Annotated in this window: 18 protein-coding genes; 16 read left to right on the top strand and 2 right to left on the bottom strand. The window is 40.4% G+C overall.

Annotated features, from left to right (window positions below; translation table 11 throughout):
- The first annotated feature begins 29 nt into the window (after positions 1–29).
- The 15 genes from eutH to AC59HZ_RS11645 all read left to right on the top strand — a co-directional run bounded on the left by eutH (position 30) and on the right by AC59HZ_RS11645 (position 20,423).
- On the top strand, positions 30–1,151 hold the full coding sequence (gene eutH / locus AC59HZ_RS11715) for an ethanolamine utilization protein EutH (protein WP_496545966.1): 1,122 nt from the start codon (positions 30–32) through the stop codon (positions 1,149–1,151).
- Positions 1,135–2,910 (top strand): aminopeptidase P family protein, encoded by a 1,776-nt coding sequence (locus AC59HZ_RS11710; protein ID WP_496546050.1) that lies wholly within the window; start codon positions 1,135–1,137, stop codon positions 2,908–2,910. The genes eutH and AC59HZ_RS11710 overlap by 17 nt, the downstream gene beginning before the upstream one ends.
- 574 nt (positions 2,911–3,484) lie before the next feature.
- Complete coding sequence (locus AC59HZ_RS11705; protein WP_496545965.1) at positions 3,485–4,930, top strand: DEAD/DEAH box helicase; 1,446 nt, start codon at positions 3,485–3,487, stop codon at positions 4,928–4,930.
- A 642-nt stretch (positions 4,931–5,572) separates the two neighbouring features.
- Positions 5,573–9,028 (top strand): M14 family metallopeptidase, encoded by a 3,456-nt coding sequence (locus tag AC59HZ_RS11700; protein WP_496545964.1) that lies wholly within the window; start codon positions 5,573–5,575, stop codon positions 9,026–9,028.
- Positions 9,029–9,089: 61 nt separating this feature from the next.
- Positions 9,090–9,791 carry a DUF969 domain-containing protein gene (locus AC59HZ_RS11695; protein ID WP_496545963.1) on the top strand — a complete coding sequence of 234 codons (702 nt, stop codon included), beginning with the start codon at positions 9,090–9,092 and terminating at the stop codon, positions 9,789–9,791.
- 3 nt (positions 9,792–9,794) lie between these two features.
- The gene (locus tag AC59HZ_RS11690) at positions 9,795–10,748 is read left to right on the top strand and encodes a DUF979 domain-containing protein (protein WP_496545962.1); all 954 of its coding nucleotides are present in this window, start codon (positions 9,795–9,797) and stop codon (positions 10,746–10,748) included.
- Positions 10,749–10,781: 33 nt separating this feature from the next.
- Complete coding sequence (locus AC59HZ_RS11685; RefSeq protein WP_496545961.1) at positions 10,782–11,546, top strand: IclR family transcriptional regulator; 765 nt, start codon at positions 10,782–10,784, stop codon at positions 11,544–11,546.
- Positions 11,547–11,577: 31 nt separating this feature from the next.
- Positions 11,578–12,225 (top strand): pyroglutamyl-peptidase I, encoded by a 648-nt coding sequence (pcp, locus tag AC59HZ_RS11680; protein ID WP_496545960.1) that lies wholly within the window; start codon positions 11,578–11,580, stop codon positions 12,223–12,225.
- Positions 12,226–12,296: 71 nt separating this feature from the next.
- Complete coding sequence (gene pxpB / locus AC59HZ_RS11675) at positions 12,297–13,004, top strand: 5-oxoprolinase subunit PxpB (RefSeq protein WP_496545959.1); 708 nt, start codon at positions 12,297–12,299, stop codon at positions 13,002–13,004.
- The gene (locus tag AC59HZ_RS11670) at positions 13,004–14,020 is read left to right on the top strand and encodes a 5-oxoprolinase subunit C family protein (RefSeq protein WP_496545958.1); all 1,017 of its coding nucleotides are present in this window, start codon (positions 13,004–13,006) and stop codon (positions 14,018–14,020) included. The genes pxpB and AC59HZ_RS11670 overlap by 1 nt, the downstream gene beginning before the upstream one ends.
- 74 nt (positions 14,021–14,094) lie before the next feature.
- Positions 14,095–14,871 carry a LamB/YcsF family protein gene (locus AC59HZ_RS11665; RefSeq protein WP_496545957.1) on the top strand — a complete coding sequence of 259 codons (777 nt, stop codon included), beginning with the start codon at positions 14,095–14,097 and terminating at the stop codon, positions 14,869–14,871.
- A 280-nt stretch (positions 14,872–15,151) separates the two neighbouring features.
- Positions 15,152–16,156, top strand: a complete 1,005-nt coding sequence (locus tag AC59HZ_RS11660) for a LacI family DNA-binding transcriptional regulator (RefSeq protein WP_496545956.1) — start codon at positions 15,152–15,154, stop codon at positions 16,154–16,156.
- A gap of 216 nt (positions 16,157–16,372) precedes the next feature.
- On the top strand, positions 16,373–17,782 hold the full coding sequence (locus tag AC59HZ_RS11655; protein ID WP_496545955.1) for a hypothetical protein: 1,410 nt from the start codon (positions 16,373–16,375) through the stop codon (positions 17,780–17,782).
- Positions 17,783–19,204, top strand: coding sequence for an aldehyde dehydrogenase family protein (locus AC59HZ_RS11650; protein WP_496545954.1), 1,422 nt, complete (start codon positions 17,783–17,785; stop codon positions 19,202–19,204).
- A gap of 13 nt (positions 19,205–19,217) precedes the next feature.
- Positions 19,218–20,423, top strand: a complete 1,206-nt coding sequence (locus AC59HZ_RS11645; RefSeq protein WP_496545953.1) for an iron-containing alcohol dehydrogenase — start codon at positions 19,218–19,220, stop codon at positions 20,421–20,423.
- A 179-nt stretch (positions 20,424–20,602) separates the two neighbouring features.
- Here AC59HZ_RS11645 and fsa read toward each other — a convergent pair whose 3' ends face one another.
- Positions 20,603–21,271 (bottom strand): fructose-6-phosphate aldolase, encoded by a 669-nt coding sequence (gene fsa, locus AC59HZ_RS11640; protein ID WP_496545952.1) that lies wholly within the window; start codon positions 21,269–21,271, stop codon positions 20,603–20,605.
- 23 nt (positions 21,272–21,294) lie between these two features.
- On the bottom strand, positions 21,295–23,283 hold the full coding sequence (tkt, locus tag AC59HZ_RS11635; protein ID WP_496545951.1) for a transketolase: 1,989 nt from the start codon (positions 23,281–23,283) through the stop codon (positions 21,295–21,297).
- A gap of 235 nt (positions 23,284–23,518) precedes the next feature.
- Here tkt and AC59HZ_RS11630 point away from each other — a divergent pair, with 235 nt between their 5' ends.
- A complete protein-coding gene (locus AC59HZ_RS11630; RefSeq protein WP_496545950.1) occupies positions 23,519–24,268 on the top strand; it encodes a DeoR/GlpR family DNA-binding transcription regulator in 750 nt (249 codons plus the stop codon).
- The last annotated feature ends 222 nt before the right edge of the window (positions 24,269–24,490 follow it).

Raw genomic sequence — 24,490 nt, 5'->3', positions numbered from 1 at the left:
AAATAAAGTAAATAGAAAGAGATTAAACAATGGACAAATTTGTGTTATATCTAATCGGTTCTTTTTTTGTAATCGGAGCTATTGATTATATTACGGGAAATCATTTGAAACTGGGTGAGAAATTTGAGGAAGGCATAAAGACCATGGGGGCTTTAGGGCTTGGCATGATAGGAATACTTTCTTTAGCCCCTATAATTACAAATTTTCTATCCGCTGAGATTATTCCAATCTGTAGAGTTTTTCATCTGGATCCTTCTATCGTTCCTGCAGCATTTTTAGCTGTAGATATGGGGGGCTATCAAATGGCTGATAAGCTAGCTTTGACAAAGGAAATGGGTGCATTCTCAGGAATTATCATCGCATCTACTTTGGGAGCCACAATTAGTTTTTCAATACCTGTCGCGTTAGGGATGCTTTCTAAAGAGGATGAAAAGTATTTTTCTAAGGGTGTGTTGGTTGGAATTATTACTATACCAATAGGATGTCTTGCAGCAGGCTTATGGCAAAAAATAAATATCAATATATTAGTATGGAATCTGGTACCTATATTTGTTTTTGCCATTATTTTAGGGGCAGGATTATTAAAAGCTCCTCATGTTTTTATAAAAGTTTTTAATGTATTTGGAAAGCTAATAATGAGTTTGAGTATTGTTGGATTACTTTTACAAGGTATAGATGTGATATTTGGTATAAGGCTTGTCTCAGGATTAGCACCACTATCTGAATCTACTGTTATAGTGGGCAAGATCGCATTTGTTTTAGGTGGAGCATATCCGATGCTAGCACTTATTAATCGAATTTTTCAAAATAGTTTTAAAGAAATAGGGGAGAAATTTGGAATTAATTCAGTTTCAGTAGCAGGTATTCTAGGAAATTTGGCTAGTAATCTGTTGATATTTGGAACATTTAAGGAAATGAATCCTAAAGGAAAAGTGGTATGTACTGCCTTTGGAGTAAGTGGCGCATTTGTATTTGGTGGTCAATTTGGATTTGTGTCAGGAGTAGCTCCAGAAATGTTAGGAGCGTTTATCATATCAAAGCTTACAGCCGGAATCATTAGTATAGTACTAGCCGTATGGCTGTATGATCGTGAAAGTAAACAATTTAGTCATAAGGAAAATGGAGGTAATTGTAATGAATATCAGGGATAGGGTCGAAAAGTTAAGGCAGCTAATGAAAGAAAATCAAATGGATGCTTATATAATTCCCAGTTTTGATGCACATCAGAGTGAATATGTAGCAGACCATTGGAAAGGTAGACAATGGATATCAGGATTTACAGGATCTGCAGGTACTGTAGTTATTACATTAGAGGATGCTGGGTTATGGACAGATGGCAGATACTATATTCAAGCTGAAAAGCAGCTTGAGGGCTCAGGAATCAGATTATTTAGAATGGTGGATCCAGGGGTACCATTTTATACAGAATGGCTCGCAGATGTTCTTAAAGAAGGAAGCATTGTGGGCTTTGATGGAAATGTTTTTTCAATTAATATGGTTAAAAAGATGGAAAAAGATCTAAAAGCAAAGAGAATCGCATTAAAAATGAATCAAGATTTAATTGGTGATCTGTGGAAAGATAGACCGGAGATTCCTAAAGGACCCATTTTTACTCATGACGTAAAATATGCAGGCAAATCAAGAGTAGAAAAATTAAATGAAGTAAGAGAAGAAATGAAAAATAATGGAGCAAATTATTATATTTTAACTTCCCTTGATGACATTGCATGGCTTTTGAATATAAGAGGGGCCGATGTGCCTAACAATCCAGTTGTAATCGCTAATGTCATCGTAGCAGAACATAAATGTTATTTATTTATTGATCCTTGCAAGGTTCCTTCTTTGGTTAAATTAGAACTGGAGGCTGACGGAATCGAGTTACATGCGGATCATGAAATACAAACATTCTTGGAAAATCTTTCAATCGAAGATGCCATTATTTTAGATACGGATAAAACAAATATCAGATTATATAATGCCATTAACAGTAATACAAAGAAAATTGAAAGTCCAAACATCACGACTAATTTAAAAGCTATTAAAAATGAAGTTGAGATAAAAAATTTAAAATGGTGTGAAATAAAAGATGGTTTAGCCATGGTGAAATTTATTAAATGGCTAAAAAACGTTGTAGACAAAGAAGAAATTACAGAGATTGCTGCAGAAGAAAGATTAGAAGATTTTAGAAGAGAGCAGGAAGGATTTGTTGGACCTAGCTTTGATACGATAGCAGGTTATAAAGAACATGCTGCGATGATGCATTATAAAGCCAATAAAGAAACGCAATATACTCTTAAGAATGAAGGTCTCTTTTTAATTGATTCAGGCGGACAGTATTATGATGGAACAACAGATATTACACGAACGATTGTTTTAGGAAAACTTACCGATGAACAAAAAAGAGATTTTACATTGGTGTTAAAAGGATTTATTGCATTAAGCTCAGTAAAATATTTATATGGAACAACAGGCTCTAACTTAGATGTTTTAGCAAGACAACCAATTTGGCAGTATGGTTTGGATTATAAATGCGGAACAGGACATGGGGTAGGTTTTTTCTTGAATGTTCATGAAGGACCACAAAGCATAAGGAATAATAATCATGTTGTATTAGAAAAAGGCATGATTATTACGAATGAACCAGGTATATACCTTGAAGGTAAATATGGAATTAGAATTGAAAATATGTTGGTAGTAGTTGAAGACGAGAAAACAGAGTTTGGACAATTTATGAAGTTTGAAGGAATCACGTATTGCCCTATTGATTTAGCCGGTATCAATAAAGATATGTTAACAGAGAGTGAAAAGCAATGGTTAAACAATTATCATCAAGAGGTGTACACAAAGCTAGCTCCTTATTTAAATGAAGAAGAGAGAGTATGGCTAAGGGAAGAAACTAGTGAAATATAAATAGGTATTGCCGAATAAGTTGATGGAATTCCACATACCCGAATAGTTTTTTCACCTTTCTTATCCTCCGGCTAAACAAAGTAGATAATAATATCATAGCTTAGTTGAATTAATTATGGTAAAAAAGTGGTTCATCGCACTTTCCAATGGGTTTATAGGTTTTTGACTTTATACGAAAAGATGCCACGAAGAAAATTGTTAACGGGTGATGAGCTTATTCGAAAAACAACAATCTTTGCGAAAATAGCCCTTACAAAAGATAACATAAAAATTATGCCCAAAATAAGGGAATTCCTATCATTGCGGAACGATTTCGTTCTTCTTCTGTTCTAGGAAAAAAAGCAGGAGAACCCTCCCCCTGGGCTTATTGGTTGAAAATGTTAGTAGACGGAGGAAATGGTTTAGGCATTAGGGCTGTTGCTGCAGCATTATTACAAGGTTGCAGAAAGAATTTCTATTCCAATTGCGCGGAAGTTTCAAGTATAATGAACCATATTCAGATTATGCATATGATATTTCTTTGAGAGAAATCCTATAGATAAGCGGGATAAATACAAAAAAACGAGGTTTATACATGAGTGAAACAAGATTTGAGGGTTTTAATTTAAGCGATGAAATAAGAAGATCTTTAGAAGTATTAAAATACGAAGCTCCGACAGAGGTTCAGAGTAAAGTCATTCCATTAGCATTGGCAAATCAAGATCTTGTCGTAAAATCTCAAACAGGCAGCGGCAAGACTGCGTCCTTTGGAATTCCTATTTGCGAAATGATGGAATGGGAAGAAAAATTGCCGCAGGCCTTAATCCTTACACCAACCAGAGAGCTGGCTGTTCAAGTTCGTGAAGACATTACGAATATTGGAAGGTTTAAACGGATCAAAGCAATGGCCGTTTACGGAAAAGAACCTTTTACGAAACAAAAAGAAGAATTGAAACAAAAAACTCATGTAGTTGTTGGTACCCCAGGACGTGTTATGGATCATATTGAAAGAGAAACCCTGGTTTTAGATAAAATAAAGTATCTAATTATAGATGAAGCTGATGAAATGCTTAATATGGGTTTTATCGATGAAGTAGAAGCAATTATAAATCAACTCCCTTTAAATAGAGTAACAATGGTATTTTCGGCAACATTACCTAAAGATGTTGAAAATCTCTGCCATAAGTATATGGAAGATCCCATTAATGTTGAAATTGAGGCTGGCGGGATCACGACGGATACTATAGATCATCGTCTAATCGAAGTGAAGGAAGATGAAAAAATTTCACTTCTGAAAGACGTTACCGTCGTTGAAAATCCAGACAGTTGCCTTATTTTTTGTCGCACAAAAGAACATGTCGATACTGTCTATACCGAATTGGAAGAATCCAATTATTCTTGTGAAAGACTCCATGGCGGATTAGAACAACAAGATCGGTTTGCTGTAATGGATGGTTTCAAAATGGGGAATTTCCGTTATTTAGTTGCCACCGACGTAGCAGCAAGAGGAATTGATATAGATAATGTGACACTTGTTATCAACTATGATGTTCCTATGGAAAAAGAGAGTTATGTCCACCGGACAGGCCGAACTGGCCGCGCAGGAAATGAAGGAAAAGCGATTACGTTTGCGACACCTTATGAAGGAAAATTTGTTAAAAATATTGAACGGTATATTGGCTTTGAAATTCCAAAAATGGATGCACCAAAGCCACATGAAGTTGCTGGTAAAAAGGCTGCTTTCGAAGAAAAAATCAGCGGCCGACGAGTCGTAAGAAATAATAAAACCGCAAGAATTAACCAAGATATCATGAAACTATATTTTAGCGGTGGAAAAAAGAAAAAGCTTCGAGCGGTAGATTTTGTTGGAACGATTGCGAAAATTCCTGGAGTAACTGCAGATGATATTGGGATTATTACGATCCAAGATCAAATGTCCTATGTTGATATTCTGAATGGAAAAGGCTCGCTCGTTTTACAAGCTATGGAGAATGCAACCATAAAAGGAAAGAAGTTAAAAGTTAGTAAAGCCCATAAATAATTAAACAAAGCAAGGACGATATGCCACACATAATCGTCCTTTTAGTTTTTTTTGAATGTGCCCAAAATTCCATGTTGTACGTTTGAACAACAGGACATGGAACAGGGGTTAAAAACCTTACATTCACAAAACCGGTATACCCCGAAGATGTCTTAAAAACAATGGAGAACTAGTATTATAAACAGAAGTTCCTGCTCTTGTATTTAAATAGCAACTTTAAACGTCTGGGGGTAATCAAATTAAGGTTACCCTCACTTTCGTTTTTTCTCCTGGTTTTTTATTTTGCGACAAAACCAATTGAAATGTGTAAAGACGCCTTCGTGGATATTATCGTGAAGGTACCGGATTCTAAACAAATCGGTTTTGTCGATGTACCGGTCATAGGACAATATGTAAATAAGAGATATATGTAAAAGAACTCATGGTAGATTCGTCCGTGAGTTTTTTTGATGGGTGAACTCAAATTTATCAACGATGATTTTCCATATTAGATAGTCTATTAGCTTCAAAGATTGTGTAATTCTATCCATTTCTTATTTTTATAACAAATCATGTTGATTTTTAATTTTATAAATATTATGATTTAAATAATAATTCGGAACAGAAATTCCGAAAAACGGAACAACGAAAGTTGGGAAGAACATGATAGATATTCGACAATTATGGAGTATAAACGGACTCTTTTCTTCTATTGATGAGCAAGTAGCTCCAACTGGAATTCAAGCGCGAATTACTGTTTCATCTCATCGAACAAGCTGGGAGACGGCTGCTATGGTGGAGATAGCGGGAAGAATTGGCTTGCATTTAGCTGAGCTGCCCCTTCCGATTTTCGACCATCTGTTCATCGTTGATCAATTAGATCCAGCACCTGCTGGAGGAACTTCAAACCTTCATGTGGTGATTGGTTATGAAAGCGGATACTTAGCTCAAGTTCTCGGAAAAAGGTCAGAGGCGCTTCTAACCGTTCGAAATGAACATCTAGAGGAGTCAGGAATTTTATATGTTAGTCACTACGAAGATCAAACATTGCTTGTCATTACTGGTACCTCACCGAAAATGACTTTGCATGCTGCAAGATCACTAGTAACAGATCATTTTATGGAAGCTTACAAAGAAGGAGAGTCTTTTCTATTTATTTCGAAAGAAACGAATGTTTTACCACAATCTTCTTTAAAGCAAAGCGTGAAACAACTTGAGACCTATTCGCTAAATACGCTTTTTACAACTGAAGGGCTTTATCAGCAGAAAAAAGGAGAAATACTTCCTACCCTTGATGTTTTATTAAAAATAAATAACTCCCATTTAGATTTAACGATTGCTAATGTTGAACTGGCAGCAAGACTGGCTCTGTCAGCGGGATATGTGTGTTTTCCGATGACAAGTTGTATGGGTGAGGAAAATGGCGGGCGATTCTTCATTTCGTATGAAACGACAGACGAGGCCAGTAATCAAACCAGTTGGGAACTTGCCGAGTTTGAGGGCACTCCGGCACTTCGTATACGTGCCCATGCCGACAAAATCGTTGCAGAGGCCCGGGAATTGATTCATGAATGGTTTCCATCAACTGGTGGAGAACAAGATACATGGACACAGCGATTTAATGCACTTAAAAGTTTGAATAAAGACATCAGCTCCAGGGCTCAGCTGGGGATGCAAGCTTTTGTTGAATCAAAATTCAGAAAAGTCAATCGGTTTAATATCTCTGAGAATTTAGCCTATCCTTCTGAGCTGTGGAATCGGTATTTAACTGAAAAGGGAAGCGGGTCTCCTTCCGTTACTTTATCCGTTACAGAAGATCAACCCATTTGGACCGCCCAATGGGAGGATTCAGGGGAATTGGCGGATATGGAAGCCTATTTGTTGGAAAACCTTGGACAACTCGATCACGAAGACAAGCGCCTGTCTATTGAAATCACGACAACGGTAAGTCGAGATAGTTTCCATAAGTGGAGTCATCAGTTAAAAACCATCCTTAACAACCGTTTGGGAATTCGAGCAGAGTTTATTTTTCGGGATGCCAATAAATCCGGCTTGCATTGGGCGATGGAAGAGGTACTTCATAAGCTAAAACAAGAAAAAGAGATTCATAGTATTGAAATCCAGGCCAGGGCCTTTCAGCCGGAGAAAAAGCACCTTGATCTTGTTCACCGATTTTTACAAGAGCTGTATCCGTTTGATGCGATTTTGTCTGCGGAATTGTCTTTGCCGTTAGAGAGAATTCAGCTGCACTTGAACGATGAGCGCTCAGCGCCAATGTTTCAAGTGGTTGCTAGAGACAAGCAAGGACGGGAACTGATTTCGTCTAGCTGGGAAGGGTGGGTGGAGAGCTGCCTTTATATGCTGAATCAGCCTGAACGTGGAAATGTGATGGTTCCTTTTGCTGGATGCCGGATCTATCAAAAAGAAGAGGACAAAATACTTGCCGGTCAATCCTTCCAAACCAATCCTTATCGATTCTGGATATGGTACCAGGAGAGTGTACTGCCGCAGTTAATCAAGAAAATTGGGAATCAAGAAGGGGTTCCTAAATTTTCCCGTCTTGAGTGCCACGTCGAAATGGATGCGGTAGATGTAAGGCTTCCGCACCTTGAAGAAGTTAGCTCGGTTTTGGAAGCGTTACATGAAGACATTTATTTCTTCACTCTCCATGCGTTACATGACCATGGGAAACGGGTAAGAGATCCAGGGTGGGATGCGCCTGGGGGCATTTTTCCCTTCATGCATGAAAAAATTGGCGGGAAGCCGAAAGCGGAGATTGCTTTATACGCAATGCCCGTTGAACATAAAGCGGTGCTTGTTTACGAAAATGGAGAACAACAGACGATCCAGCCGTATCCTCCGGATATTATGCAACAGGGGAGAGTTACGGCGGTAACGAAGTCTAGGGGAAAATTGTCCTTTTTATTTAGTGGATTACCCGATGCCGGGTTGGAAAAATCGTGTGGAGAGTGGCTGTCTCATGCAGTGCCGGGCTTTCAAAAGTCTACGAGATCTGCAGAAAGCTTGAACGAAAAGTCGCTCGACACCGATGTATTTGTGAACGAAGATATTGAAAAATGGCTAGAGGCACGGAAATCGCGGCTGCCTGGACAAGCTGTCCCGATTGATTTTTCATTTAATGGGCAATGGATTTGGCTTGTCGAGCTGTTTGCGAAGGGTAGAACAGGGGAAACGATCTCCTCCTTCCAAAAGCACAGTCTGTACAAACCGACATTTTTCCTTAATGCTAGGCACCATGCCAATGAGGTTTCAAGCACGAATGCCGCACTTCAATTCATTGAGCAACTGGCAGATGACCCAAAGCTATTAAACCGAATCAACCTTGTCGTTGTTCCGCTTGAAAATGTCGATGGAGCCGCGTTACATGCTGATATGGCAGCCGAGCATCCTTATTGGAAGCTGCATGCCGCCCGATATAATGCGTGCGGATTGGAGTATGCAAAGTATCGCTTCCAGCCGGATGCCCCGTTTGGCGAAGCAAGAGTTTATCCAATCGTATGGCAGCGCTGGGCGCCGGATGTTGTGCTCGACGACCATGGGATTCCATCCCATGAATGGATCCAGCCATTCAGCGGCTATAATAGCCCGCCAAGGTTTCCGGTCTCCTATTGGATTCCAATCAGTAGGATGTATACAATTTGGCGTGAATTGACGGACGCAGCCCCTCATCACCGTGAGGCCCATGCTTCTCTTCGTTCATTCGTAACGAAAAGACTGGATGAAGACCAAACCGTGGCAGAGGACAATGCCATGTGGGTAAGTACGTACAGACGTTGGGGGAACGATTTCGATGCTGTCCATTTCCCTGTGGAATTATCACATGGAAGTATTGCGTATACACGAGAAAGCCATTCAAATCAGGAATCGTATGATTTCATTGAACGATTCAGTCAGTGGGTAACTGCGGATTTAATGACTGAAGTGAATGACGAAACGGTATATGACAAAGAATTGGCTGCATGCAAGCATGCCCACCATGTCGTTCATCAGGCAATCCTTGACTGGATGAACGAAAGAGCGGTCACCATTCAGCTCCGAACTGAGCCATTAAAAAATGGAACAATCCGAATCGGGCTTGAACGAATTCGCCCGCTTTAGAGCCTATAGCAAGGAAAATAGTTTTAACAACAAGAAAAAATAATGCAGAGGAGTTGGAAAGATGGTTTTAATTGGAGTTGTCATCGTTATTATTGGTTTTATTATCCGTTTAAATCCTTTATTAGTTGTTACACTGGCAGGCCTTGTTACAGGCCTCGTTGCCCATCAGTCCCTTTATTCGATTATTACGCAATTTGGTCAGGCGTTTACGACCAATCGCTATATGGCAGTCTTTATTGTGACGCTTCCGATTATCGGGTTGTTGGAACGTAATGGTTTGCGTGATCAAGCTGAACATGTTGTGGCCAAAATAAAAGCAGCCACGACAGGACGCATTTTGACCGTTTACTTTATTATTCGTGAAGTGGCTGCAGCCGTTGGTCTTACTTCGATTGGCGGTCATGCTCAAATGGTTCGTCCGCTAGTTGCGCCAATGGCAGAAGGTGCTGCAGAGGCTAAATATGGAAAGGTTCCTGATGAAGTAAGGGACAAAATACGTGCCCATTCTGCAGCAGTAGACAATATCGGTGTCTTTTTCGGGGAAGATGTGTTTGTCGCCGTCGGTGCCATTTTATTGATGCAAGGATTCTTTGAACAAAACCATATTCATTCAGATCCATTGAAGATGGCCTTATGGGCGATCCCAACAGCGATTGCCGCATTAATCGTCCATGCCATTCGGTTATATCTATTGGATCGCTCACTCGATCGCACTCTTGGTAATAAAGCAAGCAAAAATACTCCGAAGAAAAAGGAGGCGTAATCCATGTTTATTTCTCTTGAAGATGTTTATATTTTTCTAGGAATCATCACAATCGCAGGAAGTATTTATACTTTTTTGGACCGTAAAAATTCCCGTCGTATCACATCAGGACTTTTCTATTGCCTATATGGGGTAACGCTGCTATTTGGAAAGGTCATTCCACCTTTTTATATGGGGCTCCTTGCAATCGGGCTTGTTTTAATTGCGGGCTTCGGCGGGTTAAAGATTGGCAGTTATAATGAGGCTAGTGTGGAAGAAAGACAGAATAACCGTAAACGCTTAGGCAATAAGCTCTTTATTCCTGCCCTATTAATTCCAATTTTAACGGTGGCGGGATCAGTAGGTTTAAAAGGAGTCAAAATAGGCGGCACATTTGTGCTTGATCAAACGAGTCTGACCCTTGTATCGTTAGGGGTTGCTGCTTTCATTGCGCTCATTGTCGGCTTGGTGATGACAAAAAGCAAACCTGGCACTGCTATTAAGGAGTCTAGGAGATTGATGGAGTCGATTGGCTGGGCTGCTGTACTTCCGCAATTGCTGGCTACGTTAGGAACTGTGTTTACAACGGCTGGTGTGGGAACCGTTGTTTCAAAGCTGGTAGGCAATGTGATTCCAACCCATTCTCTTTTCTGGGTCGTGTTTGCATATTGTATTGGAATGGCCTTGTTTACCATGATTATGGGGAACGCCTTTGCCGCCTTCCCGGTCATGACAGCCGGAATTGCCGTACCTCTACTGATCAATCAGTTTGGCGTGAACGCCAACCATGTGGCAGCAATCGGAATGTTTGCCGGTTATTGTGGAACCTTGATGACACCGATGGGTGCAAACTTTAATATTGTTCCGGCCGCCTTACTGGATTTAAAGGATAAATATCAAGTCATTAAGGTACAAGTTCCAACTGCACTGATTATTTTAGGAGTTAATATTCTGTTAATGTATTTATTCTCGCTATAATAAAATGAGATCGATTAAATAGAGGAGTAAGGGATGCAAAACAAAAATATAACAGTTGTGAAATCGATGGATGTGTTGAATCTTTTTTTACAACATTCGGAACTGTCATTAAATGAAATGGTCGACCTTTTGGGAGTGCCCAAAACATCTGTACATCGGATGGCCGGGTCGTTCGAAACGATGGGGTTTTTGCAAAAAAACAATGAGGGCAAATATTTGCTTGGGCTGCAATTTTTACAGTTTGGCCAATTAGTTGCCGATCGATTGGATATCCGGCAGCTCGCCCTGCCCATCATGAAAGAACTTAGGGATACGGAAAAAGAGGCTGTTAACTTGATTATCAAGGATGGAAATGATGCCATCTATATCGAAAAATTGGACACGCCGCATCCTGTCCGGCTGTATACAAAGGTTGGCCGAAGATCTCCGTTGTATGCAGGGGCTTGTTCGAGAATTATCCTTGCCTTTTTAACCGAAGAAGAACAAGAACACTATTTACAAGAAACGGAACTGGCGGCAATCGCCAATGGGACGATTACGGATATGGAACGAATGAAGCAGGTTTTGGCAGAAGCAAGAGAATCTGGGTATACCATCAGTTATTCGGAATTGGAAAATGATACGGTTTCCATAGCGGCACCGATTTTTGATCATACCGGCTTTCTTGCAGCCGGACTCAGCATTGCTGGTCCTGATTCACGCTTTGGGGCCGATCGCCTACCGGAATTAATTGACTCAATCAAGAATGCTGCAAGGGAAATATCTTCTCAATTGGGCTACCGGGAAGGAAACCAATAATCCTGCAATCAACAAAGAAAGAGGGAGAAGGATGAAAAGGGTATTAGTTACTGGCTTTGATCCGTTTGGTGGTGAAACTGTCAATCCAGCGTTAGAAGCTGTTAAAGAATTGGCAGGAACCGTTACGGAAAAATATGAAATATTAGTCTCTGAAATTCCTACGGTTTTCTATAAATCGCTTGATCATTTAGCAAGAACAATCGCAGAAACAAAGCCTGACATCGTCATTTGTGTCGGGCAAGCGGGTGGACGATCCGATATTACGGTCGAACGGGTGGCGATCAATGTCGATGACGCCCGCATTCCGGACAATGAAGGCAACCAGCCCCTTGGTACAGCGATCGTGGAGGATGGACCCGTTGGGTATTGGTCTACTTTACCGATCAATGCAATGGTAAAAGAGATGAAGGATAAAGGGATTCCTGCTTCCGTATCGCAAACAGCTGGAACGTTTGTGTGCAATCATTTGTTTTATGGGTTAATGCATCAGCTTGCCTCATTAAATCATGCCATTATTGGAGGATTCATTCACATACCGTTCCTTCCTGAGCAGGCGGTGAAATATCCGGGGCAGCCAAGTATGGCGTTAGAAACCATTGTAAATGGTTTAAAGGTAGCAATCGAGACAGCTGTAACTTTTGAAAAAGACATCGTTGCTCTTGGCGGTCAAATCAGCTAATAAATGAGGGGGATGCAAAAATCCTCTTTTTTTAGTTCATTCTATGCAACAGGACAAAGGAGGGGAATTGGATGGCTTTCGACCCATTTTGTCCGCTTGGAGATTCGGGAATTGTTGTCACGCTGGGCGATGGTATTGACAGTAGGACACATGAAAAAGTAATGGCATTATCAGGTTATTTAAAGGAACATCCTTTTGAGGGGCTGGTTGAAATTGTCCCCGGCTTTACGACGGTGGCCGTTTTTTATGACCCCATCCGGTTGTTTCACTTAGGGGTCTCGTTTCCGTATGAATGGGTCCTTGGAAAATTGAAGGAGATGGTCTCGCAATTCGCGGGCAGGAAGGCAGGAGAAGCGAGAAGGGTGGAGATTCCGGTTTGCTATGGTGGAGATTTCGGCCCGGATTTGGTGGAAGTCGCCAAACATAATGGTCTAACACCAGACGAAGTGATCCGCATTCATTCCGAGGCTGAATACCTTGTCTATATGATCGGCTTTGCTCCCGGATTCCCTTATTTAGGAGGCATGGACAAACGGATCAGTACACCCCGCCGTCGTTCGCCACGCTTAGCCATTCCTGAAGGAAGTGTGGGAATAGGCGGGGAACAGACAGGGATTTATCCCATTGAAAGTCCTGGCGGCTGGCAGCTAATCGGGAGAACCCCGTTGGGCCTATTTCAGCCAGATGAGAATCCGCCAAGCTTACTACGCGCCGGAGACATTGTTCGTTTCAGGCCGGTTACACGGGAAGAATACGTTGCATTGGGAGGGGCAGATTGATGAGTGTGGAAGTACTTCAATCAGGACTAATTACTACCGTTCAAGATGTGGGGAGATTCGGTCATCAACAGCATGGTGTCATCGTGAGCGGAGCGATGGACACACTGGCATTAAGGATTGCTAACCGCCTTGTCGGTAATCCTGAGAACGACGCTGCCCTGGAAATCACGCTTCTTGGACCGAAATTAAAATTTTATGAAGACCAGCTGATTGCCATATGCGGTGGGGTATTCTCCCCAACAATTGATGGAAAACCGGTCCCATCCTGGCGTCCTGTCTGGGTGAGAGGAGGAAGTGTCCTCGAGTTCGGTCAAGCGAAAAAAGGTTGTCGCGCCTATATTAGCTTTGCAGGCGGTATTGATGTTCCCCAAGTCCTTGGAAGCAGGAGCACGTATTTACGGGCAGAAATTGGCGGGTATAAAGGGCGTCCACTAAAAAAAGGCGATCACCTGCAAATGAACCAGCCTAATGACAACAGCATGCAGCTTATTGGGCTGCTAGCAAATAAACGTGACAGGATCCCGTTTGTGGCTGCAGACTGGTACATTGGTGAGACCCTGCTTCCTTCTTATGAAAAATCAACCGTTCGTGTCATTCGAGGACCACAGTTCGATCAATTCTCACAAGAAAGCAGACGCGCCTTTTTTGAACAAGAATTTCAAATTACACCGCAATCTGATCGAATGGGCTACAGGTTATCCGGCTCCAGGCTGGAATTGGAGCAGCCGATCGAACTCCTTTCTGAGGCTGTAACTGCAGGAACGATTCAGGTCCCGTCCGATGGCCAGCCAATCATCCTCATGGCAGACAGGCAAACCACGGGTGGTTATCCAAAGCTGGGTTTCGTTGCATCTGTTGATTTACCGATTTTAGCTCAGCGAAAACCTGGAACAACCATCAGATTTAAGGAAATTTCTTTGATGGAAGCACAACAAGAGATGCTGAAAGTAGAGGGAATGATTAAAACGTTCTCCCGTGGAATCGATTTGATCACCCGCAATGCGACTCGCTCGTGAATAGGAGACGCATTTTTGTATTTTAAGGCAGGCTTGGTGATTTTATTAAAGTATCAAGGCAGGGGGAAATAAAGATGTTTGTTGATTTAAATTGTGATCTGGGTGAAAGTTTTGGTACGTATCAAAAAGGAAATGACAAAGAAATTTTAAATTATGTAACGTCCGCCAACATTGCTTGCGGTTTTCATGCCGGAGACCCGTCAACGATGAGAGAGACGGTTAAGATGGCATTGGAAAAAGGCGTTGCGCTTGGTGCTCATCCTGGACTGCAGGATTTAATAGGATTTGGCCGCAGGAACATGGATATTTCTCCACAGGAAGCTTATGATATCGTTCTCTACCAAATCGGAGCTCTCCATGCTTTTGCCCGTGCAGAAGGGGGAAGCTTACGGCATGTCAAACCGCATGGGGCATTGTACAATATGGCAGCCAAAAATACGGAGCTAGCGGCGGCGATTGCTGAAGCTGTTTACAAGGCAGATCCAAGTTTAATCTTGTTTGGCCTTGCAGGTAGTGAGCTTGTCAAAGCCGGAGAAAAACTGGGGCTGCACACCTCCCATGAAGTATTTGCAGACAGGACGTACCAACCAGATGGGACATTGACGCCGAGAAGACAAGCCAATGCTTTACTGACCAATGACGAAGAGTCTGTCCAACAAATTATCCGTATGGTAAAAGAAGGCCTCGTCCGCTCAGTGCAAGGGGATGACGTCAAAGTACAAGCAGATACGATTTGCATTCATGGGGATGGACTGCATGCCCTTGAATTTGCCCGCAAAATACGTTCAGCACTCGTAACAGAGGGTATTGAAGTTCGTGCCCGGCAATCCTCGATGTATGTCGAAGGTTGATAGTTATTCTATGGAAATGTTGCTGAGTTAGAATTCTATCTTAATAAGAACAAGTAGGTAATCCTAGACAAATAAATAAATTAAAAACGTGACCATTTTTTCGAAAATGGTCTTTTTTATTAGATAATAAAGAATAATTGTATATTAAAAACTGACAAGAAAAATGCCTCTAGATATTATATAATTATGTAATGGTAAAAAACGTGGAGTTCCATGTTCATCCGTCTTCACCAATACATAGGCGTTTAATTAATCTTTATACAAAAAAGGAGGTACCGCCTTGGTATCATCGAAAGACGTCGCAAAACACGCAGGCGTATCCCAAACAACTGTTTCTCGTGTATTAAACACGCCAGAATTTGTTAAAAAACCTACCCTTGATAAAGTTATGAAAGCAATAGACGAGTTGAACTATATTCCTAATGCTCATGCGCGATCACTTGTCCAAAATAAAACAAATACAATTGCTCTTTTATCCGGACCTTTGCACAACCCATTTTTTGTTGATACAACATCCGCAATTATAAATTATGCTAATGAAATGGGGTACCGGGTAAACGTACAGTACGTAAACGATCATAAATTGCCTGAAGCATATGCGACTGCTTTTGAAAATAAAGTGGATGGTATCATTCTATCGTGTATTTTGATTGATGATCCAATATTCGAAAAGCTTAAACAAATGGATATTCCTTTCATTACATACAATCGAAAGCATAAAAAAAATGAAAACTTTGTTGAAATTGACAATTTTCAAGCTGGATATTTATCCGCAAAACACATGATTGAGCTAGGTCATAAAACCATTGCATGGGTTGGCGGACCTTTGACAGTCAGTTCATTTAACAACCGTTATTCTGGATTTCTTCAAGCAATCAAAGATTATAAACTACCATTGTCCGAACAATATATCTTCAACACTGATACTTCTAAACAAGAAATTTCAACTGCTTTTCACCGCTTAATGAAACTGGAGCATCGTCCTACCGCCATTTGTACTGGTGCGGATTCTTTGGCATTAATTTTAATAGACGATGCCATTCGTGAAGATTTCAAAGTACCGGATGACTTAAGTATTATTGGGATTGATAACGTAGACATTAGCCAGCATGGATTGATCCAACTGACGACTGTAGGCAGTATCTCACAGCAAAATCTAGGACTCTTGGCCATCTCTGAATTAATTGAAATGATAGAAAATAAAAAAAATTATTGCATTAAAATAACTGAACCTGTTAAAATATTCAACAGAAGAACAACTAGAAAAATAGAAAATGAACAATAAGGTTTGATTTTCTATTTTGCTTCAAAATGAATACGTAACCATTTTAAATGGTACATAACCTAATACTCTTTCAACCTTTCACTAAGGAGGAAAGATTGAAAGAATGAATTTACTTTTCTCAAAAATGGTTACGTATTCATAAGTGAATTTACAAAAGGGGTAGTATATTCACAGAGATTTGAAAGGGGTTACAACCAAAAGGGGGAGAAATGATTTATGAAATGGAAAAATCGTCGACATGGTGAAGAGTCACCATACATGGCAGCAGGTCCTTTTAAAATTAGGCTGCCTTTTATTCATTACCGGTTTGAATGGCCAGACTATGTTCAAGGTCTATTAATGTGTGCAGTTGACTTGGGAGCTATTACTCTATTAGGCCAATATTTACACATGCCATTTGAAGTAGCTTTAGCGGTTGTTGTATTAAACGGCCTGCTTTATTTATTTCACCATATATTGGGTGATCCCGTTATTCCAGGATGGATTACACCAGCGATTCCGCTGATTGTCTTGTTTGTTACTCAATTTCCTGAGGGACCGGATCGGGTATATGCCCTGATTGCGTTTCAGTTAACTTTAGGAATTTTATCTATTATTCTAGGAATAACGGGCTTAGCCAGTAAAGTAGTTTATATGGTTCCAAATGCAATTAAAACAGGAATCATTCTTGGAGCTGGTATTGGAGCCATTACTTCCGTTTTTGGTACAGGGGGACAATTTGAAAAATTCCCGTACACCATTTCAATCTGTATTGGATTTGCCTTTTTCCTTACATTTTCAAAGGCATTTGAACAACTTAGAAAAAAGAATAAAGGATTTTTATTTACGCTATTAGGAAATCTTGGCATTCTTCCAGCGATTTTTCTCGCAGTGATTGTTGCTCCGTTATTTGGTGAAGCAAACTGGCCTGATATTCAATGGGGATTTAGTAAACCAGATTTTGCGACCCTGTTTGCGAAGTACACTGTTTTCGGATTAGGATTTCCAGCGGTAGCCTTTTTTCTAAAAGCAATCCCTGCCGTGCTGGCTACATATCTAGTGGTATTCGGTGATGTTCTTAAAACGAAAGCATTACTTTCTGAATCTGATGCAGTTAGAACCGATGAAAAAGTGGATTACAATCCAAACCGGGCCCATTTAATTTTTGGTGGTAGAAACACACTGATGAGTATGATTGGTCCTGATATTACCATGTGTGGTCCAATGTGGGCCGCAATGCAGGTTGTCGCGATTGAACGCTTTAAAGAAGGAAAAAAAGCAATGCATTCCTTTTTTGGGGGAATTGGATCTTTCCGTTGGGGTACAAATACTGCCCTTTTGTTATTGCCAATCGTCAGCTTAGTTCAACCGATTCTAGGTGTAGCTTTAGCTTTGACATTGCTTGTCCAAGGTTATGTAAGTGTCCGGATTGGGATCATGCAGGCACGGAGTCAGCGTGACTTAGGAATCGCTGGAATTGTGGCTGCCCTCCTTGTCATCAAAGGTGCTTCATGGGCATTTGCAGTTGGTATCCTGCTTTGCTTCTTAATTTATGGTAAAGACTTCTTCAAAGGAGAAGTTGATGCTACATTCGTCAAAGATTCCTTGGATTCATCTAAAAAAGAAGAAATGAAAGAGGTAAGTTAAATGAAAAAGCAATATTACGTAAACGGTGATTGGAAGACTGCTGAGAAATTTGCAGATCTCCACTCCCCATACTCTAAAGAAGTAATTGCTCAAATTCCACAAGCAACACGTGAGGAAGTTGACCAAGCAATTGACATCGCCTACAACACGAGAAAACAAATGGAAGAACTGACTGCCTATGAGCGTGCAGCGATTTTAGAACATATTGCCCAACTATTCATTGAAAATCGACAAAGGGCCGCTGAAATTATCTCGTTAGAAGCAGCAAAACCGATGAAATTCGCCTTAGGGGAAATCGATAGGACAATTGAAACCTATAAATTTGCGGCAGAAGAAGCAAAACGGTTAACGGGAGAAATGATTCCAATGGATGCAGCGAAAAACGGGGCAAACCGCTTCGGTTACACGATCGAGCAGCCACTTGGAGTCATTGGGGCGATCACACCATTTAACTTTCCGCAAAACCTGGTGGCACATAAGGTGGGGCCTGCGATTGCAGCAGGAAATACGATTGTTCTTAAGCCTGCGTCACAAACACCTCTTTCAGCCCTGTTTTTAGCTGAATTAATTGATCAAACGGCTTTGCCTAAAGGTGCCTTTAACGTGATTACGGGTAGTGGCAGAACCGTGGGTGATACCTTGGTTACCAGTGACAAAGTAAAAATGATCACATTCACAGGCAGTCCTTCTGTTGGGATCGGGATCCGCAACAAAGCTGGCTTGAAAAAAGTGGCTCTTGAACTGGGTTCGAACGCAGGGGTAATTATCGACAAAAATGTTGATTTGTCCCAAATCGTTCCTAAATGTGTTGCTGGAGCTTTTTCAAACCAAGGTCAGGTTTGTATTTCATTGCAACGTACCTATGTAATGGATGAATTATTTGATGAATTTATTGAACAATTTACAGCTGCAGCGAAGCAGTTAGTCATGGGCAGCCCGCTTGCAGAAACAACGGATATTTCTGCCATGATCAATCCCGATGAACAAGAAAGGGCACTAAGCTGGGTACAAGAAGCTTCCCAGAACGGTGCTGAAATCGTAACAGGCGGCGAAATTGAAAATGGAGTCTTCCTGCCAACCATCTTAACGAACGTGGACGCCACTCTAAAAGTATCTTGCCAGGAAGTTTTTGCGCCAATTGTAGTGGTAAATCGTATCTCCTCTATTGAAGAAGGGATCGCAGCGATTAATGATTCGAATTATGGGCTGCAAGCAGGGATCTTCACAAATGACATTCAAACAGCATTCAAAGCTTCAAAAGAGTTTGAAGTAGGCGGTGTCATGATTAACGATATTCCAACTTACCGTGTAGACCAAATGCCGTACGGAGGCGTAAAAGAAAGCGGCACGGGTAAAGAAGGTTTAAAATATGCAATCCATGAAATGACAGAAACGAAACTTGTCGTTTGGAATCAAAATTAAGGAGTGACCAAAATTGTCCGAAAAAATTACCTTTACACCACTTAGTTATACTGGATGGGATTCTCTTCCTCACCTTTTAGATGAAGTAAAACGCTTTGATGTGAAAAAAATTCTTGTCATTACTGACCCGTTCCTATTTGATATCGGATTAACAAATAAAGTTGTCGATCCGCTTGAAGAGGCAGGTTATGTAACAGAAATTTATACCGATGTTGTACCCGAGCCTCCATTGGCAATCGGTGAAAAATTGGTTGCCTACACACGTGATCATCAATTCGACATGGTCATCGGAGTGGGTGGGGGAAGTGCGTTAGATTTAACGAAGCTTGCAGGAGTAATAGCTTCACATGAAGGTAAAGTAGAAGACTATTTAAACTTAACTGGTACGAAAAAGATTACAAAAAAAGGTCTTCCTAAAATCTTAATACCTACAACTTCAGGAACCGGTTCAGAAGTGACGAATATTTCCGTTTTATCACTAGAAACGACTAAAGATGTTGTAACGCATGACTACTTATTAGCTGATGTAGCGATTGTGGACCCTGCTTTAACGATTTCATTACCACCAAAAGTAACTGCTGCAACAGGCGTTGATGCACTTACACATGCGGTGGAAGCTTATATTTCTAAAAATGCGAGCGTTGTTTCTGATGCATTAGCATTGCAAGCGATCCGCCTAATCAGCAACTCGATTCGTACAGCTGTATCGAACGGTCAAGACAAACAAGCTCGTACGGATATGAGCTATGGAAGTTATCTTGCAGGTCTTGCCTTCTTCAATGCAGGGGTTGCTGGTGTTCACGCATTAGCGTACCCTCTCGGAGGCCAATTCCACATTGCACATGGTGACTCAAATGCCGTATTGCTTCCATATGTATTTGGCTATATTCGCCAAAGTTGCGAAAAACGGATGAAAGATATATACGATGCAATGGGCTTTAGTTCTGCAAATCTTTCACAAGAGGAAGCATCATATAGATGTGTAGCCGAATTAAAACGATTAGTAGAAGATGTAAATATTCCATCTTCTTTAAAAGGATTTAACATTTCTGAGGATGCACTTGAAAGTTTAACGAATGATGCGGTTGAGCAAAAACGTATTTTAGCTCGTAGTCCAATGCCTTTATTAAAAGAAGATATCTATACCATTTATAAAGCTGCATTTGATGGCGTAGTTGTTGAAAAATCGAGAGATAGTAAGATCGCAGTCCATAATTGAAGACTAGTGTGTCAAATCCACCAAATTCTTGAAAGAAGGGTGGATTTTTTTAAGGATGGAGAAGTCTTTGAGCAATTTATGAAAGGTTATACTAAGGGACTTGCAAATGAAAATCTTAAATAGCTAATTAGGAATTAAAAACACGACAAGGGATTAACTTGTCGTGTTTTTTGTTTAACTTAGTTTTTAAGAGTAGCTTCCCAATCTGCAGCAAATTTTTCGATACCTTGATTAGTAAGTGGATGTTTTGAAATTTGCTCAATGACTGAAAATGGAATCGTTGCAATATGTGCACCTGCCATTGCTACACGAGTTACATGATCCGGGTGACGAACAGATGCTGCAATAATTTGTGAGTCAAAATTATGAATGCGGAACAGTTCAGCTATTTTTGATACTAATTGTACGCCATCTTCGGAAATATCATCTAAGCGTCCTAAAAATGGCGATACATAAGTTGCACCTGCACGAGCTGCTAATAGTGCTTGGTTTACTGTAAAGATAAGTGTGACATTTGTTTTAACACCTTTATCGGCAAGATAACGGCAAGCCTCTAAACCGTCTAAAGTCATAGGAAGCTTGATTGTAATTTTCTCATCTCCGCCGTTAATTTTAATTAGCTCTTCAGCTTGAGCAATCATTTCATCAGCTGTAACGGCATCTGGAGTTACTTCAGCGGAAACCGATTCTACCCGTGGAACTGCCTGGCAGATTTCTGCAATTCGGTCTTCGAATTTTACGCCTTCTTTCGCAACTAGCGAAGGATTTGTTGTAACACCAGATAAGACGCCGATTCTATAAGCCTTTTTAATATCAACAAGATTAGCAGTATCAATAAATAATTTCATCGTATATTTCCTCCATTTTAAGATTATAGTAGACTTTTAGCCGTCCGAACCACATTTTCCGCCGTAAATCCAAAAAGCTCCATAACTGCAGCGCCCGTTCCTGAAGCACCGAATGTTTCGATGGATAATACTTTGCCTTCTAATCCTACATAGCGTTCCCATCCAAGGGAGATACCCATTTCTAGTGCCACACGGTTCTTAACAGAAGCAGGCAGAACAAGCTCTTTATACTCCTTCGGTTGGCGATCGAACAGTTCCCAGCTTGGCATAGCGACAACACGAACAGATACATTTTCTTTTTCGAGTTCAACTTTTGCGTTAATGGCTAATGACACTTCCGAACCGGTAGCGATCAAGATAACCTCTGGTTGGTCATTTGTTTGCGTTAATACGTAAGCTCCTTTAGAAAGGTTGTCTAAATTGGCTTGTGTTTCTTGGAATACAGGCAGGTTTTGACGGCTCAACACCAGGGCAACCGGACCATCTGTTTGTTTTAGTGCGTAAGCCCAAGCACTTGCCGTTTCGTTTGCATCTGATGGACGAATCACTGTTAGCCCTGGAATCGCACGAAGAGATGCTAACTGCTCAATTGGCTCATGAGTTGGACCATCTTCTCCAACCGCAATCGAATCATGGGTAAATACATATGTGACTGGAAGCTTTTGCAAGGCTGCCAGACGAATTGACGGTCTGAGATAATCATTGAAAACAAAGAATGTGCTAACAAATGGCTTTACCCCTCCATGAAGAGCCAAACCATTGCCAGCCGCTCCCATTGCGTGTTCCCGAACACCAAAGTAGATATTTCGTCCGCTAAATGATTCTACTGCGAATCCTGCGTCTTCCTTTATATCTGTCATTGTGGAGTGAGAAAGATCCGCACTTCCCCCAAAAATAGAAGGAACTGATTTTACAAAATGGTTAATGGCTTCTCCGCTGGCTACACGAGTTGAAATTGTTTTACCTGTATCAAATGTCAGGATGCCTTCCGTATTGATTAAAACTTCACCCGTGATGGCATTTTGCAGTTCCTTCGCTAATTCAGGATTTGTCTCTTGATAAGACTGAATTAATGCATTCCATTGTTGTTCATGACTAATACCTCTTTGTTTTAGCTCTTCAAAATGGGCTTTCACTTCTTCCGGTACAAAGAAATCCTCTTCATAGTGCCAGTCATATACCTGCTTTGTTGCACGAGCTTCTTCTGCACCAAGGGGATTTCCATGTGCCTTGTTTGTTCCTGCAACTTTGGGACTTCCATAGCCGATAGTGGTTCTAATTTCAATCAAGGTTGGTTGGTTTGTATTTTGTTTTGCTAATGTAATAGCTTTTGAGATTTCAGCTACATCATTGCCATCTTCTACTCGTAAATATTGCCAATGAGCAGATTCTGTTCGTTTTTGAACGTCCTCTGAAAATGAAAGATTTAATTCACCGTCCAAGGAAATATCATTTGAGTCATATAAAGCAATTAATTTTCCTAGTTTCATATGACCGGCCATAGACATGGCTTCATAAGATATGCCTTCCATTAAATCTCCATCGCCAACCAAAGCATATGTATAATGGTCAATTACTGGGTATCCATCCCGATTGAATTTTGCAGCTAAATGCGCTTCAGCCATCGCCATTCCTACTGCATTTGCAATTCCTTGCCCTAAAGGCCCAGTGGTTGCTTCAACACCATCTGTGTGACCAAATTCTGGATGACCAGGTGTTTTGCTATTTAGCTTTCTAAAACTTTTTAAATCTTCTAGAGATACATTGTACCCAGCTAAGTGAAGCAAACTATACAACAAGCTAGAGCCATGTCCGGCAGAAAGAATAAATCGATCTCGATTAAACCATTTTGCATTTGCAGAATTATGATTTAGATGATGCGCCCAGAGTGCATAAGCCATTGGAGCAGCCCCCATTGGAAGGCCTGGATGACCGGAATTAGCACTATTGATTGCGTCAATTGATAAGGTGCGAATCGTATTTACAGCAAGTGTTTCAATACTATGATTCATCTTTTTTTCCTCCTCTTTATTCATATCATATTAAATTAGTTTGGTTTCTTGCCTCGTATAATTTCTTGTTTTTGCATTTTAAAGCAAGTTTTTTCGTGTTTTGAGTATATTTTATCTTTATAAATAAGAAAAAACAAGAATAATTTTGCCGGTTTTTATAAAAAATTGGTGAATTTAAGAAAAAATAATATAATATAAGAAAAAACATGCAAAAACACGGAGGCTGATCATTGTTATGCTAAGAAAAGAACGACAAAGCATAATTTTACAAATACTAGAGAAAGAAGGGAAAGTCGTTGCTAAAGAATTAAGCATAAAATGGGATGTTTCCGAGGACACAATTAGACGGGATTTAAGGGAAATGGATTCATTAGGACTGCTCAAAAGAGTACACGGCGGGGCATTTCCTATTTCTGCGAGCGCTTTAACCTTTTCTGAAAGAACGGAAGAAAATATAGATGCAAAAAAAGAATTGGCATTAAAAGCAGTGAAAATAATTAAAGATGGACAAGTCCTTTTAATAGATGGAAGTACAACAAATCTTTTTCTGGCTCAAGAAATTCCAATGGAGTTTAAAGGGACTATTATTACGAATAGTCCCTCTATTAGTTTGGCATTATCAAAACATCCAAATACAGATATCATTCTTTTGGGCGGAACCTTCTTCAAGGAATCTTTTGTGACTGTCGGATTGGATGTAATTGAAGTGCTTAAAAATATTAGAGCAGATCTTTGTTTTTTAGGAGTGTATTCCCTGCACCCTGACTTTGGTATCAGCATCCCTCATATAGAAGAGTCTCATGTTAAACGTCAGATGATTAAAAGTTCAAATAAAATCGCAACCCTTGTAACAAGAAGTAAACTTAATACCATTTCCAATTACTTGGTTGGTCCCGTTTCAGAACTTGATTACTTAATTACGGAAGACGGTCCACTAAGTCATAATTTTAACAAGTATATGGAATTCGATATTGAAATCATTTGACTATAGTTTAAGCCTCCAATTGTTTTTAATGGATTTCTAGTGGAAGGGGGATGGAAAAACTGAAAAAACTAATTTCGTTTACACCCCCTTATGGCTCATCCACATTAGAAATATCGCTCAACATCCGCTTGATTAATATTTTAATCTTGAATAATCAATAATAAGCCATAGTCCCAAACTCAGGGGCTTTGGCTTTTATTAATTATTCAACTAATAAAATAA

It is taken from the genome of Neobacillus sp. DZ-9 (genome assembly GCF_059587065.1).
The sequence above is the reverse complement of the archived record's forward strand: the minus strand, read 5'-3'. Positions and strand labels throughout refer to the sequence as shown.